Raw genomic sequence first — 14,618 nt, forward strand, 5'->3', positions numbered from 1 at the left:
TGATCTAAGTACCTTTGCAAATACTTAGGTCGAATAAAATGAGAGCAAAACTTCGACTTTCCTGCTCCCATTTACTCTAGCTGACGTCGTCATGACGTCAGCTTTTTCTTACTATAGATTCGTGTTAATTAGTAACAGTAAGCATGTACTCAGCCACAGCCAATCTTGTTTCTTCGTCAAGATAATTTTGTGGCGGCATTTCAGGATAATCATCACGTTTTTTCGTTGGCCTAGCTATCCAGTTGGCAAGCCCTTGTGGGTTGTCCATGTATAATGCTTGGATAATCTGTACCGGTGGCCCAATCATGCGGCCGGTATATGTGTGGCAGCCTGCACAAATACCTAGATAAGCCGTTTTACCGCGCTCTTCTGGTTTTATCACTCGAGGTGCTACTGGTTCATCCAAAATATAACTATCGATTGCAGCCGTATTGGTAAAGCCACACTCTTGCCAATCATTAACGCCGACAGTGACATAGCGATGTCTATTGATAATACAACTATCACGGCTCACGCCTACACGCACTATGTCAGGGTTACCTTGCTTGAACTCGGTTAACATTAACGCCTTGGCTTCATCTATCGTATCAAAGCCATTATTTAGCATTAAGTTATCAAGAATCATCACTTTGTCGGGCGCAGGATCAGATTCAGGATCAATAGTGGTATTGGGAGCATTTTGATGGTCAGTGATAATAATGCCAGCCGTTTTATTATTTGAAATAATATTACCTTCAACGATGACTTCATCAGCCGCCATTATCAATATCCCCGTGCCAGCAGGAATTCCAGCAACCGTTGAGCCCGGAGCACCGAAGTTGGCCGTATTGTTATCGACAATAAAGTTATTGCGAATTATGACATCATACGTTGTTTTTACCGGAAGGCCTGGTGTGATAAATGCGAGAATACCGCCAGTGTTGTTGTGGACATAGTTATTTTCAACAATGGCATGACGCGAATTTTCAATTTCAATTCCCGCTACACTATCAAATACTTCATTATGGGCAACATGAATGTTATCACTCATACCGACATAAATAGCGGCATCTTCAATACCTGAAATAACGTTATGCTCAACGATGCCATTTTTGCCGAGTTGAGGAAAGATACCATAGACGCCAGTATCAACAATCACATTATTACGAATTTCAAAGTTATTACCGGCCTGCCCCATAATAGCATTGCCTTTGTATTTCGTGATTAACAGATTTTCTACAACAATATTGTTCCCCGAATAGAGAATAGCATCGTTAAGCTTTTCTTCACCATCCATTGTGGCGCGGCGGCCTTCTTGAATCACCCCAATGATACGAATGTCATCTTTATCAATGTAAACCGTTTCATGATAGCGCCCAGGCATCACCTGAATGGTATCGCCAGGCTGCGCCAGCTTAACAGCAGCCATAATTGAATCACCATCATTTACAACATGTGTTCTTCCTGCAACCGTTCTTTTGCTTACGGCAGAACGTACAGCAGGTTTGGCGTCTATATCGGCCGTTTGATCATAGCCACCTGAGTAGCTAGCACCAGCAGAACTGCTGGTGATCACAGGCGCAGATTGCTGACTGGTTCCTAAAAACATACCGGCGGCAAATGCACCGACAACCAGAATTCCTCCGACCACTTTTTTTGAGCTCATATTATTCTCCGTGTTGTATTGCCGCATGCTCGACATTTTTTATTGTTGTTAATTCACTGGATTTTATTAACTGTGTTTTATTATCAATTGGTGGCAAACCAGAAGGCACATGTTCAGGCACAGAAGGTGTTAAGCTTTCGTCAGTTAACGTGCCTAAAAACGCTACAATGAGAGCTATTTCCTCTTCTGTAAGGTTAGGCTCCCAAATGTGCCAGTGAATTTGTAAGTTCTGCCCTTTTGGCACAGCGTGCCCTCGCCCTTTGCTGTAAAACGTTACCGCTTCTGATAACTCGTTGAAGCGTCCTGAATGCATATAGGGCGCAGTTTTAGTGATATTCCTTAAGGTTGGCACTTTAAAGCCACCACGTAGCTTTGGTGCGTTGAACGTTTTTTCAGCGCCGATATCAAATCGCATGCCTTCTGGTTCAGGTGTTCCTATTACCGCGATTTGATTATTAGTAAATAGCGGAGGCTGGTGACATTCTGCGCAGCGTGCCACAAATGAACGAAATACATTAAGCCCCGCTATCTCCTTGTCAGTCAGCGCATCGTGAGCGCCATGCGCATATCGATCATAACGGCTGTTTAACGAAATCAATGACGACTGAAATGCGGCCAATGCATAATAAACGTCGTCTAATGTAATTGTTGATGAATGCGGAAATGCTTGTGCAAAAAGCTGCTGGTAGTCGGCATTACTCATTAAGCTTGATAGTAGTTGCTCTGGTGTATTGCCCATTTCTTTAGGATCAAACAGAGGTCCTTGAGCTTGTTGTTCTAAAGTATTAGCTCGGGCATCCCAAAAGAACTTATCGACAAAAGCAACATTCCACAGTGTAGGCGCACTGCGACCGACTTTTTCACCTGTCACGCCAATACTGCGATCCATATCATCACTAAACCCTTTATCTGGTTGATGACAACTGGCACACGACAGAGAGCCGTCTTTGGACAACATTGGATCAAAAAACAGATAGCGTCCTAAATCAATTTGAGCGGGAGTAAAGCCATCACGGTGTGGCGGTAAAGATGTTTGAGTGCCCCCCACACCACGCCCTTGCACAGAATCGTAAAACTGATACAAGTTAACCAGACGACAAACACCTGCAGGTGTTAACTCAAAACTCGGCGGACAATTCTCGGCCAACGTGAACCGAGTTTTTAGCGTACTGGCTTCGCCAACTGTGCTGGAAACATTCAACACCAAAAGCATGCACAAGATAATTCTTACCATCTCGTCGCTCCCGTCTACTTTTGCAAACTGATGAAATAGATAATGTCGTTGAGTTCGGCTTCAGTTACCGTTTTCGCCATCATCGCCATTTGACGCCCTAGCTTGTCTTCACGATGACTGCCACGAACTCCCCTGACGAAATTTTGCATCTGCCGCTGTAAGTACTCAGTTGACTGCCCTGAAAGCCTCGGTGCTTTGAACGCTTCATTGCCCTGAGCTTGCCCGCCATGACAGGCTCCACACTTGGCTTGGTAATAACGACTTCCGTTTTTCAAATCGCCCGTAAGCTCTTGCGATAACTCAGGGGCAGGAAGTTGGGCGATATAGCCTGCCAACTTTGGAATTTCGTTGTCTAATTTCAACGTCTGAATGCTTGCTCGCATGGTTGCACCATGGATATCATCTTGATTGGCACCACGAATACCTTTTTTGAAATGCGTTAATTGTCGAAGCAAATAACTTTCACTTTGACCGGCAATTACAGGCGCATTTAGTGCAGCATTACCTTCACCATTTACACCATGACAGGCAATACAGGTGGTAAAAGATGACGGTTTCGATTCCTGTTTTGTGTTGGCGTGTGTAACGAGTGAAGCGCTCAGCAATCCACACGTGATTAACGCTTTTAAGGTTATTTTGGCTAAATTAGCCCTTGCCTTTGATATTTTTATTGTAATCGTTAAAGACACAGCCATCCCCCAAATTTTATTTGTTGGGATGACTATAATGTGCGGTAAAAATTAATGCTGACGAAATACAAAAAAAAGCTGACGAATTTCAAAAAACGTAGTGAAAACTATGAAACCATCAGATGTTTCTTACGATATTCGGTTGGTGTTAAGCCATGAGTAGCTTTAAATGCCTTATTGAAAGAACTTAAACTTCTAAAACCGCTCTCAAGTGCTAATGTTAACACCGGTGTCGCACTATATTCAGGTTCAACCAGGTTTTGCGTCACTTCCTTAATACGATAAAAGTTTAGAAAATCATTAAAATTTCGATAGTTCAGTTCACCATTGATCAGATTACGAAGTTTGTATTCGTGAATAGATAAATGCTTAGCTAACTGCGCAATAGTGATGCCCTCTTGTTGATAAAGTTTATCAACCGCCATTGAATCAATAATTTTTTGCACTTCCTTACTCAACGGCTTTACAGTTCTCACTGTATGATTACTTGTCACAGATACAGTTTCGAATAAACTGGATTCTCGTAAATTAAACAAAAAGAAGTTAATGCCAGTTAACAAAAAGGCAAGTAGTGCGCCTTGAAATAATGCCAATGCTGGCCAATCGATTTTTAGTAACTGATCGAAAACGATAACAAAAATAATGTAACACCCTGACATGGTGATAACACCACCGCGAATATAGCGCCGCTCTTCTACCAGATCATTACGCCACTGGCTAATCGCAATATATAATGCGTGCGAAATCAACACTAGTTCAAGCAATAACGCTCCATATTTCACCAAGCCATGAATCGCCTCATATGATGCCAAATCAAATGAAAATATCATCTGTAATAAAGTAGCAGTCAAAGGCACCATTAAAGTTAGCGAGGCAACAACATACTGCCAGCGTTTCAATACCACGTGATCGCCAAACACACTCAAGCTTACCAACCAAAACACACCAGGCAAGGCATTACCGCCCCAAAAACCTAACCACCACAGCACGGAATTATCGGATATTTGATGAAAAGATGTGCTCAGTAAATAACCGCAACCACAAAGCATTAGAATGATGTATAACCAAATCGATGGGTTTTCATTACGCTTTGGAAATAAGAGCAGCGCACAAAACAGCATTTGAGAAATCGAAAAATTAGAAAGAAATTCAACCATTTAATACTAGTAATCATTGTTATTTGAACATCTATACTAAACACAAAGCAAACAATTGCAAAGAGGTTCAAACCAACAAGAAGAAAAAGAGCACTAAGACAATGTCTGTAGCGCTCTTTTTACGGGAGGGATTAACGCATGCTAAAAATTGTATTTGAAATCGATACCCACTTCTCGACCGCGATTTATTCGGCCATGCGGTGTACCTAACTCTTCTGCTGCTAAACCACCTAAGCCCAACATATAGCGATTATCCAGTATGTTTTTGCCCCATACGCCAATTTCAAAGGTGTCACTATCGTTGCTCCACGATAAACGCGCGTTGAGATCTTCAGTGTCGGCAAAATACTCGTTGATAGCCTTTTTGTATTCTTCTAAACCCGGATCGTTTGCGTTGGTATTTTCAACAAACACATAATCGATATGTAAGTTCGTGGTACCCACACCAAAATCTGGCATCCAGTCAATGGTGAACGTGTAATTGGTATCCGCGTCTGATGAGGTTTTGGTTGCCGCTATCAGTGTACCTTCACCGTTATAATAATCTGGCGAATAGTTATCTGTTGAGCGAATTTCAGATACTACGCCAACAATTAAACTGTCAGAAACGTTCCATTTAAAATCAAATTCTAACCCAGTGATTTCTCGGTCTTCGTTAATAATGGTTGGCACAGCTTGCGGACTACCCGGCGGTTTCGAATCAACTGAACGTTGTAGGTTGTCTAACTCCAAATAATAGACACTGACATTGGCAACCAATTGCTGCCATAAAATCGCTTTATATCCCAACTCATAATTAGTTGTATCTTCTGGCGCAAACGATTCAGTGCTAGGTACTAGTGAGTCAAAACCTCCCGATTTATAGCCAGTTGAAAAAGACGCAAACACCATTTGTTCATCGTCAATTTGATAACTAGTCACCAAGCGTCCTGTCACTTTATCCCATTCGTCCGAAGCTTTCATATCTACCGCGGGGAACAATAAATTGCCAACACCCGGCACAACTTCTGCGAAACTCGTTTGAGGAATAAACCAAGAAAAATCCTTCTCGTCTTTTGAATAACGTAGTCCAGCGATGATGTTCCATTTGTCATTAATGGCATAGTCAACATCTGCAAATATGCCCCAATTGGTGAAATCACCAGTGTTGTTGACACTTTCCTGCCAAAACATATCGCCAAAGCTAGGGCCAAATACTTCTGCAATTCCAAGCTGTGACGACACAATCTGGTAAGTAAGGTCGCCAGTTTGTTCAACGATATCAGCCGTCAGCGGGACACCTGGCATACCTATCGCGGCCATGATCGCTTCACCAAAGCCCATCGTATTCAACGCCCCTGCCCACTCGTCGCTATTCCACATATGATCCATGGGGAAGCCACTAAGGGTGTAAAAAGTATCTACGGCACCCGCAAAGGTAACGTCAGGACCAAATGCGGCTTCAGCATGTGCGTCGGTACTTCCGCCAATTGTTGCCGCTATTTGTTCAGCAATCCCACCTTTGATGAAATTGTTAAGCTCACCGGTAATTAGTCGTGCGGCAGTCGCAGCAGTGAGGTTAAGTTCTGTCGTTTGCTTCACTTTCTCTTTCGAGTATGAAAAACCAGTAACCGCATTAATATTCTTGCTAGTGTAATTAAGCTGAAGCTCGGTATAGAAAATGTCTGAATCTTCGTTGTTTGAAGTGTCAAAATAGCGTGTAGTGTCTGCTGTGCCATCTTCATCCTGACGATTTACCGTATCCCAATCTCGATAGCTAAGCACATACTTCATTGACCATTGGTCGTTAAACTCATGATGGAGTTTGGCCGTTAATCCGTACATATCTCGAGCTTCAACGCCATTTCTTACATCGTTTTCAGCCTTACTACCAAATGGTGTTTTGCCGTTATTGTATGCAGTTTCACTTATGCCTACAGCCATAGGCGGTGCTTGCTCAAGATCGTCCCAATCGTATGCGAGTTGAAAATTAGTTTTGTCGGAAATATCCCACAAAAATGACACGCGCGCAGCACTATGATCTCGTTCCCCAAGGTCCCAAGTTTTATGTTCTGCATTCCATGCGGGGTCTGCGACATTTTCCACGATGCCATCTTGTGTTAATCCAAGAAAATTAGCACGCATGTAGAAGTTATCAGCAAGAGGAACGTTTACCATGCCTTCATAGCGACGCAAATCATCTGTGCCAGCTGTCGCTTTAATAAAGCCTTCAAAATCGGATTGTGGTGAATTGGGTACCATATTAACTACGCCCATCGCTGCATTGCGGCCAAACAGCGTACCTTGCGGACCTTTTAGCACCTCCACCCGTGCCATATCAGAGAAAATCACGTTTTGTGCAGCACGCGGCATATATACATCATCATAAAATGTAGCCGATGATGGATCGCCACCTACGCTGATATTAGGGCTGGAAATCCCCCGCATAGTCACGCCAGCTTGAGTCATATTGCTGTCGCTAAAGTCAAAACCCGGAATGAATTTGTCAACATCGCTCAACGTAACAGAGCCACTTTCTTCGATTAAATCAGCACTAACCGTTCCTACAGTCACCGGAACCTTAAGCACATTTTGTACACGCTTTTGCGCGGTAACGGTAACCACTTCAATGTCTTTCGTGCTACTGGTTTCCGCTTCTTGAGCCGCAGCAGGTTGCGACAACAGTGCAAAGGATGACAATACAGCCAACGCGACAGGGCTTAATTTACCGTGGCTTTGTCGTATTGCGTTATGCGTGTTGAATACGGCAGAAGGACTTAACCGGATGCTGCTTAACATGTTGCTCTCCCCAAATCGAACGTATCGTTATATTGTTATTTTTATCGTCATGCCGCTGTGCGCCGCCTTGGCGTTGTTGTATTAAACATTGCTATTTTATACATCACAACCATGACACATTTTTGTGCTAACGAGTCACGAAATTGCGACCGAATGACAGATTATTTTTATTATCGATTAATGCACTATATGACTGACATTCAATAATTGCTTACGCAATACTAAAAAACACTGACGAATAATTAAAATACACTGACTGATTTTTAAAAACACGCTGAAAATTAAGAGAAAATGCTAAAACACTATGATAAATAGAAAACATCTATGTTTAGTTTTATAAGCGGAATGTAATGCGTTTTTAATACGAAAAGAATGTTTGGAGGGACTAAAAAAGTACTCCAAAAAAAAAAGCTTTAGAGTACTTTAAGTTGTTTACCTATAGATAACTAAACCAGTCGAATAATCTCGCTGACAAGTTTAGAAATTCCAGCAAAAACGTCTGAGAGCTTGGCATTGCCGTCCATATAGGCAGGTGTAGTTACGATTTTATGTTGCTCATCAACAACACAATCATTGGTCTCACAGTTTTTATGTTTAGCGCCAAGCTGTTCTAACGCTTGTGCTGTGCCTTCGTCTTTACCTATAGTCAGGGTTGGTGAAGACTTACCTACTGATAGCGCGATTAAGGCAGGCGAAATACAAATAGCACCTATTGGTTTACTCGCTTTCTTGAATGCAGTTACAGCATCTAATACTAACTCATCAACATTGGCATTGGTACCATCAAAGGCAAAACTACACATATTCTTAGCTACGCCAAAACCACCAGGCAACACTAGGGCGTCAAAGTTATCAACATTTAGCTGAGTTAAGTCTGCTATCTCACCACGAGCTATACGTGCAGATTCTTCAAGAATATTTCTTGTAGCAACCGGTACTTCTTCACCATTTACGTGGTTTACTACATGGTGTTGCGCTTTATTTAACGCGAAAATCTTATATTGGGTGCCCTGTGTATCCAGAGCCAACAAAGTTAACACTGCTTCTCGAATTTCCGCACCGTCTAAATAACCGCAACCAGACAATATCACCGCAATATTTTTCATCTGCCTTTTCCTTTTGAATAGATTGTAATGCACATATTCTAATTGATTTTTGCCAACTGTGAATGCTGTTCCAAATTAAATGAAATACATAATTAGATATTTTTCTTTATTATTGGTGTCGGATTATCGCGAGTAGTCAGGTTAAATGTTGCCGAAAATATCGTAGAATATCTTAAACAATTACGTGGCATTATTATGAATTTATCCACTGAGATTTGCGAACAAGCGAGATTGAGCCGAGATGCCAGATTTGACGGCAAGTTTTACACTGCCGTTTTAAGCACGGGTATCTTTTGTCGGCCAGTATGCCCAGCTCGCCAACCAAAATCAGAGAACGTTCGCTACTATGCGACCGCAGAGCAAGCGCAACAAGCTGGATACCGCCCTTGTAAGCGCTGCATTCCAACACAAGCCCCTATGATTGCCGCGCCGAATCGTATTAGACAGATTGCCCATAACACAAATTTCACTACCACTAAGATAAGCGACATTGCTAACCAATACGGCATTAGCGAACGTCAGCTGCTTAGAGATTTTAAAAAGCACTATGGACTCACGCCTAGCCAATACTTTCAGCAACAACGTTTGCTTTTAGCACACAGATTACTTTGTCAAACTCTGTTGCCGATCACCGATGTTTGTTATGCGGCTGGTTTTCAAAGTTTAAGGCGATTCAACGAGAGTATAAAAGCACAATACCATACAACCCCAAGTGAACTACGAGGAAAACCGAAAACTGAATCATCATCCGATAGTGTAACGTTGCTATTAAGTTATCGTCCGCCACTAGATTGGCCGCTTATGTTAAGCTTTTTTAGGTCCCGACAAATTAGCCAAATGGAACACATTGACGAGACTTGTTATCAACGCAGCATTGCCATAAATGACTGCGTTGGTTGGTTGCGCGTTTCACATCATCCAAATAAAGAAGCTTTAGTACTTGAAACAAAACTTAGTGACTATAGCTATTTGAATAAAGTCATTATGCGTGTTAGAAAAATGTTCGATTTGGATGCCGACATGCAACTGATTCACCAAACTTTATCTACGAACAAACAACTCGCTAAGCAAATTGCGTTAACACCGGGGTTACGATTGCCGGGAAGTTGGGATATCTTTGAATTTTCAATTAGAGCAATTTTGGGACAACAAGTATCTGTTAAAGCAGCGACAACATTCGCCGCCAGAATAGCTGAAAAATATGGCGTAAGGAACGAGCAGTTACCCGATCACCTTTCACGTATATTCCCTACACAAGCACAATTATTACATGCCGAGTTTGACGGTATAGGACTTACGCAATCACGTATCAGCACGTTGAAGAACTGGCTTGAGTATTTGCAAAAAAATTCAAACAGTCTTGCTTCATACCAGGATCTACCTAGCCTTGAAAAGGCATTGAACCAAATTAAGGGAATTGGCCCATGGACAGTAAATTATTTGGCGATGCGCGGACTTAGCGAACCAGACGCTTTTCCGAGTGCCGATCTCGGTATAATCAAAGCACTTACAGTTGACGGACAAAAACCCAAACAAAAAGACATCCTCGAACTTGCCGAACAATGGCGGCCATGGCGCGCTTATGCCACTATTTATCTCTGGCAATCTTTAGCTCACGCTTAATTCATTCACCATAGAAAGCTGTAATAGGTTAATTAATATGTACTTTTTTAGATATCAGTCTCCGCTAGGCGAAATCGCCATCTCAGCAAACGAGCAAGGGATAACAGCTTTAGCATTTCAACGTGGTAGTGCTCCAATTGTCGAACCAATAGAGAAACAAGAAAATCCAGAATTATTTAAAGAGGTGAGCAAACAGCTTGATGAATACTTCACTGGCAAGCGCAAATCATTTGATTTGCCACTCGCTCCAGAAGGCACCGCATTTAGGCAACAAGTTTGGCAGGCGCTGTTAGAAATTCCATTCGGAGAAACGCGCAGTTATGGCTGGTTAGCAAAACATATAAACAACCCAAAAGCTGTGCGCGCAGTAGGCGGCGCAAACGGTGCGAACCCAATTGCACTAATTATTCCCTGTCACAGGGTAATTGGTAGTAACAACAAATTAACTGGTTATGCAGGTGGCGTTGAGTTTAAAGCTGCGTTACTTGAACATGAAAACGCGACATATGTTCAGGATTAATTGTTTCTAGCCGCCAACACTTCGGCAATGCTATCGGCAAGCCCTGGGTGCTTTATTTCGTTGATATATGGATACAAGACAATCTGAGTAATGGGCGGCTGATTAATGACTAACGTTGATAGGTGTAATTCATTCTTATCAAACAATTTTTTTGCTGTTTTTTCATTGAGTATCGTCACATCTGCACGCTCTAACTGCACCATACCTAGCGCCTGACTACTCGTTGACACCATGATTGCATCTTTAAACATATCTAATTTTTCTTCAATGAATATAGTACCACGCTCATATGCGATTACGTATTCACTCATGCTTGCCCAGCCATCAATGACCATTGGCTGACGACTAATGACTGACTGGGAAATAGTAAAAATTGGCGTATCAACCCGCTTCAAATTGCCATAAGCTTGTGCATCGAGATTGGCCACACGAAACGCAACACCGTCAATTTTACCGCTATTCGCCCAGAATAAACTCCGAGCTCCCGTGATCGACTGTAGTTCAAAGGTATAGCCAAGGTCATGAAAAACTTCTGTGAGGATTAATTCGGCTTCTTGGAATAGTGGACTTTCAGGTTCGTTGGTCGTACCCAGAATAATATGCGTAATATTATCTGATGCTGATTTCAAATATTCATGCGCATTAGCAGGTGCAATATTGCCTAGCATCAACGCACTAACAATCATCAAGCCTGAATGTAAATTCACCAATGCGCGATACCAATTTCCAAACATATGAAAAATAAATTAGCCCCTTTTATGAAAGTGTAATGTAACAAAGGAAATCCTGCACTTCATAACGACAATACCGTACACTTTTGCCATGGATTAATTTACTATGTAACTAGTTTAGTATTTGAGAAGTACCTAGTGGAATTTTTAGCCTTACTCGCAAGTTTAATATTAATCTGGATGGCATGGCAGTTATACCGTGCCAAACAATTTACTCGCTTCAAAAGAGAGATAGAAGGCCAGCTAAAACCACAAGTTATTGAAGCTCTAAATAATCACCTTGAACAGACTCGAAGTGATTTATTTCCCAATAATGAGTGCCACCAGCAAGCAGCACAATTTTACTGGTGCCAGTATAAGAGTCGTATAGTGCAGGCGGCATTGAAGTTTGAAGTAATCGATAAACAATGGTTGATAGATAACAACAAATTTCGCCATTGTCAGCACCTATTCCATATAGAACAGGCTTATTTGGCAGATTTAGAGAGTTTTGAATCTATCAGGGATCAGAGTCAATAAACTGTTTTACTAGCTTAAATTCAAAGTGGGGAGCAGAGTTTTCTTGACTCTACCCCCGTACGAATTTAAAGCTTAGTAAACTGAATATCCCACACGCCATGCCCTAAACGTTGGCCACGGTTTTCAAATTTAGTTAGTGGTCTTGAATCTGGGCGCGGTACATAATCAGCTGTTTCTGATAAGTTCTTGTAACCTTGTGCAGCATTCATGTCGTCAAGCATGCATTCTGCGTAGTTTTCCCAGTCAGTTGCCATATGGAAAACACCACCAACTTTTAGTTTTTGACGGATCGTTTCAACAAACTCAGGTTGCACGATGCGACGTTTATGATGTTTCTTCTTGTGCCACGGATCAGGGAAGAAAAGCTGAACTGTAGTCAAACAATCGTTGGGGATACAATCAGCTAAAATTTCAATCGCATCATTCTCATAAACTTTAAGGTTGGTAACCCCTTCTTCTTGTGCAAGTGCGATACATGCACCAACACCAGGACGGTGAACTTCAATACCAATAAAGTTTAATTCTGGTGCATTTTTTGCCATTTCAACCAATGACTTACCCATACCAAAGCCAATTTCAAGCACGATAGGGTTACTATTACCGAAAAGCGTTTCAGGCTCAATCATGCCATCTTCATGATTGAGTCCCATGGTATCCCAATACAATTCCAATGCACGTGCTTGTCCTTTCGTTAATCGGCCTTCACGTTTCACAAAACTACGGACCTTACGAATGTATTTGCCTTCTTGCGCTGCTTGTTCAATGGTTTTATGGGTTCTTTCGGTCATAACAATTCTTACTATAAAAACGGGCGGCGTATTATCCAAGTTTCAATTGATAAACTCAAATAATAACCAAAAATATTTGCACAGTTTTCCACTAAAAGTGCAGTTATACCAATATGACTAAATATTTAATCAACTTGGTATCAGGCTTAGTTTGCCCACCAAACATCGTACAACTCACTAACAGATACTGCAGTTGCACCATTGTTTTTTAACCAGTCTTCTACCTGTTTACGGTGCTCGTCAGTACATTTACCAATGTTCTGTGTACAAACCAAACCATGCCAGATTGTGTCACCTTCACCACCAAAACCAAGGCCATTGGGGTCGATAACTTCATCGAAGAACTTGTCGATAAAATTATCAATAGCTTCACCATCTACGTCATCACTTAGTTTCCATGCTACGTCAAAGCCTAATTCTTGAAACTCATCTACACGTAATTTTTTACGTAATCGTCTATTACGGTTTTTTGCATCAACTTTCATTTAGTTTTGTCTCCATGCGCTAAATGCGCAAAAATGATTGGCGAGAATATAGTGATAAAAACGAATTTTATCCAGAAAAATCCCGAGCAGCAATCATTGTCTCTAGCCAAGTCATTCGTTACACTGTCGCCGCTATGACAAATTCAACTCAAATTATCACACATATCACCGAGCAATCAGCACAGCAATTTGGCGACCAAATACTAAGTTGGTACCACGCGCAGGGCCGAAAACACTTGCCGTGGCAGCAAAATAAAACACCCTATCGCGTATGGATTTCTGAGATCATGTTGCAACAAACACAGGTAGCAACAGTAATTCCATTTTATCTGCGTTTTATGGAAAGTTTTCCAACGATTACAGATTTAGCCAATGCAGACGAGGATGTTGTACTTCATCACTGGACAGGCCTAGGTTACTACGCCCGCGCCAGAAATCTGCATAAAGCAGCTAAGATTATTTCTGAAAACCACAATGGTGAATTTCCAACAGACATCGAGCAAGTGATAGCATTGCCGGGAATTGGTCGCTCAACAGCGGGGGCAATTTTAAGTTTGTCACTTAAGCAACCTCACGCCATTCTTGATGGCAACGTAAAGCGGGTATTAGCTCGCTACTATTTGGTTGAAGGACACAATGCACAAGCTAAATTTGAAAAAGCACTGTGGCCTATTGCCGAAAAACTTACGCCAAGTAAAGGCGTTGAGTTTTACAACCAAGCAATGATGGATATAGGTGCAACAGTTTGCACTCGTACTAAGCCGTTATGTGGTGAATGTCCTGTGGCAGAAAATTGCTTAGCAAAGGCAACAGAGCAACAAACTTTGTTTCCTCAGAAAAAACCTAAAAAGAAAACCCCAGAAAAATCAGCCTATTTGTTGGTTCCTCGTGTGGCGAATAAAGTGTTGTTAGAAAAGCGCCCGCCGAGTGGTATTTGGGGAGGACTGTGGTGTTTTCTTGAAACGCAAACGCTAAATGAAATATCGCCACTACTTGCTACGCTTGGATTAGCAGAGCTAAACCGTACACAGCTAACAGAGTTTCGACATACATTTAGCCACTATCACTTTGACATAACGCCAATATTGATTGATTGCCAGCGAGTGGATGATAGTACAGCCAGCCTCATTGCTGAAAATTCCCAACCTCGCTACTTGACTAGAAAAGATCAGGATAACAATACGCAAGCCAGTCAAGAATTACCTAAAACAACAGACTGGTTCGAGCTTAATTTAGCGAACGAAATCGGCTTGGCAGCCTCTACGTGTAAAATAATTGAAGAAATAAACACGTTAGCCTAAAGACAAACATTCTTAATTAGGCAGTTTTTATGGGCTAGTTTA

At 41.8% G+C, this 14,618-nt stretch carries 13 protein-coding genes; 4 read left to right on the top strand and 9 right to left on the bottom strand.

What is annotated here, in order from left to right:
- Positions 1 to 124: 124 nt before the first annotated feature.
- The 6 genes from ACSLUK_RS10030 to elbB form a co-directional block, all read right to left on the bottom strand.
- Positions 125 to 1,645, bottom strand: coding sequence for a parallel beta-helix domain-containing protein (locus ACSLUK_RS10030; protein WP_448548433.1), 1,521 nt, complete (start codon positions 1,643 to 1,645; stop codon positions 125 to 127).
- Position 1,646: 1 nt separating this feature from the next.
- On the bottom strand, positions 1,647 to 2,879 hold the full coding sequence (locus ACSLUK_RS10035) for a cytochrome-c peroxidase (protein WP_448548434.1): 1,233 nt from the start codon (positions 2,877 to 2,879) through the stop codon (positions 1,647 to 1,649).
- Between the two features lie 14 nt (positions 2,880 to 2,893).
- Positions 2,894 to 3,568, bottom strand: coding sequence for a c-type cytochrome (locus ACSLUK_RS10040; RefSeq protein ID WP_448548435.1), 675 nt, complete (start codon positions 3,566 to 3,568; stop codon positions 2,894 to 2,896).
- Between the two features lie 107 nt (positions 3,569 to 3,675).
- The gene (locus ACSLUK_RS10045; protein WP_448548436.1) at positions 3,676 to 4,725 is read right to left on the bottom strand and encodes a helix-turn-helix domain-containing protein; all 1,050 of its coding nucleotides are present in this window, start codon (positions 4,723 to 4,725) and stop codon (positions 3,676 to 3,678) included.
- A 141-nt stretch (positions 4,726 to 4,866) separates the two neighbouring features.
- Positions 4,867 to 7,503, bottom strand: a complete 2,637-nt coding sequence (locus tag ACSLUK_RS10050; RefSeq protein WP_448548437.1) for a TonB-dependent receptor — start codon at positions 7,501 to 7,503, stop codon at positions 4,867 to 4,869.
- Positions 7,504 to 7,949: 446 nt separating this feature from the next.
- Entirely contained in the window at positions 7,950 to 8,609 is a 660-nt protein-coding gene (gene elbB, locus ACSLUK_RS10055; protein ID WP_448548439.1) for an isoprenoid biosynthesis glyoxalase ElbB, read from the bottom strand.
- A 195-nt stretch (positions 8,610 to 8,804) separates the two neighbouring features.
- Here elbB and ACSLUK_RS10060 point away from each other — a divergent pair, with 195 nt between their 5' ends.
- Both ACSLUK_RS10060 and ACSLUK_RS10065 read left to right on the top strand, forming a co-directional pair.
- Positions 8,805 to 10,232, top strand: coding sequence for a DNA-3-methyladenine glycosylase 2 family protein (locus ACSLUK_RS10060; protein ID WP_448548440.1), 1,428 nt, complete (start codon positions 8,805 to 8,807; stop codon positions 10,230 to 10,232).
- A 37-nt stretch (positions 10,233 to 10,269) separates the two neighbouring features.
- Positions 10,270 to 10,752, top strand: a complete 483-nt coding sequence (locus ACSLUK_RS10065; protein ID WP_448548441.1) for a methylated-DNA--[protein]-cysteine S-methyltransferase — start codon at positions 10,270 to 10,272, stop codon at positions 10,750 to 10,752.
- Here the strand turns inward: ACSLUK_RS10065 and ACSLUK_RS10070 are convergent.
- Positions 10,749 to 11,459, bottom strand: a complete 711-nt coding sequence (locus tag ACSLUK_RS10070; protein ID WP_448548442.1) for a transporter substrate-binding domain-containing protein — start codon at positions 11,457 to 11,459, stop codon at positions 10,749 to 10,751. The two genes, ACSLUK_RS10065 and ACSLUK_RS10070, sit on opposite strands and share 4 nt — an antisense overlap.
- A gap of 162 nt (positions 11,460 to 11,621) precedes the next feature.
- Here ACSLUK_RS10070 and ACSLUK_RS10075 point away from each other — a divergent pair, with 162 nt between their 5' ends.
- The gene (locus ACSLUK_RS10075; protein ID WP_448548443.1) at positions 11,622 to 12,002 is read left to right on the top strand and encodes a hypothetical protein; all 381 of its coding nucleotides are present in this window, start codon (positions 11,622 to 11,624) and stop codon (positions 12,000 to 12,002) included.
- Between the two features lie 65 nt (positions 12,003 to 12,067).
- Here ACSLUK_RS10075 and trmB read toward each other — a convergent pair whose 3' ends face one another.
- Both trmB and ACSLUK_RS10085 read right to left on the bottom strand, forming a co-directional pair.
- Positions 12,068 to 12,790, bottom strand: a complete 723-nt coding sequence (gene trmB / locus ACSLUK_RS10080) for a tRNA (guanosine(46)-N7)-methyltransferase TrmB (RefSeq protein ID WP_448548444.1) — start codon at positions 12,788 to 12,790, stop codon at positions 12,068 to 12,070.
- 146 nt (positions 12,791 to 12,936) lie between these two features.
- Positions 12,937 to 13,275 carry a 50S ribosome-binding protein YggL gene (locus ACSLUK_RS10085; protein WP_448548445.1) on the bottom strand — a complete coding sequence of 113 codons (339 nt, stop codon included), beginning with the start codon at positions 13,273 to 13,275 and terminating at the stop codon, positions 12,937 to 12,939.
- Between the two features lie 134 nt (positions 13,276 to 13,409).
- On the opposite strand from ACSLUK_RS10085, the gene mutY reads away from it, so the two are divergent.
- Positions 13,410 to 14,576: an A/G-specific adenine glycosylase gene (gene mutY, locus ACSLUK_RS10090; RefSeq protein WP_448548469.1), complete on the top strand. Its 1,167-nt coding sequence runs from the start codon at positions 13,410 to 13,412 to the stop codon at positions 14,574 to 14,576.
- Positions 14,577 to 14,618 lie beyond the last annotated feature (42 nt).

The organism is Thalassotalea fusca (assembly GCF_053485835.1).

Coding starts and splice junctions, on each gene's coding strand:
- elbB (WP_448548439.1), bottom strand. CDS start 8,609: ATGAAAAATATTGCGGTGATATTGTCTGGTTGCGGTTATTTAGACGGT.
- ACSLUK_RS10060 (WP_448548440.1), top strand. CDS start 8,805: ATGAATTTATCCACTGAGATTTGCGAACAAGCGAGATTGAGCCGAGAT.
- trmB (WP_448548444.1), bottom strand. CDS start 12,790: ATGACCGAAAGAACCCATAAAACCATTGAACAAGCAGCGCAAGAAGGC.
- ACSLUK_RS10050 (WP_448548437.1), bottom strand. CDS start 7,503: ATGTTAAGCAGCATCCGGTTAAGTCCTTCTGCCGTATTCAACACGCAT.
- ACSLUK_RS10065 (WP_448548441.1), top strand. CDS start 10,270: ATGTACTTTTTTAGATATCAGTCTCCGCTAGGCGAAATCGCCATCTCA.
- mutY (WP_448548469.1), top strand. CDS start 13,410: ATGACAAATTCAACTCAAATTATCACACATATCACCGAGCAATCAGCA.
- ACSLUK_RS10045 (WP_448548436.1), bottom strand. CDS start 4,725: ATGGTTGAATTTCTTTCTAATTTTTCGATTTCTCAAATGCTGTTTTGT.
- ACSLUK_RS10030 (WP_448548433.1), bottom strand. CDS start 1,645: ATGAGCTCAAAAAAAGTGGTCGGAGGAATTCTGGTTGTCGGTGCATTT.
- ACSLUK_RS10085 (WP_448548445.1), bottom strand. CDS start 13,275: ATGAAAGTTGATGCAAAAAACCGTAATAGACGATTACGTAAAAAATTA.
- ACSLUK_RS10035 (WP_448548434.1), bottom strand. CDS start 2,879: ATGGTAAGAATTATCTTGTGCATGCTTTTGGTGTTGAATGTTTCCAGC.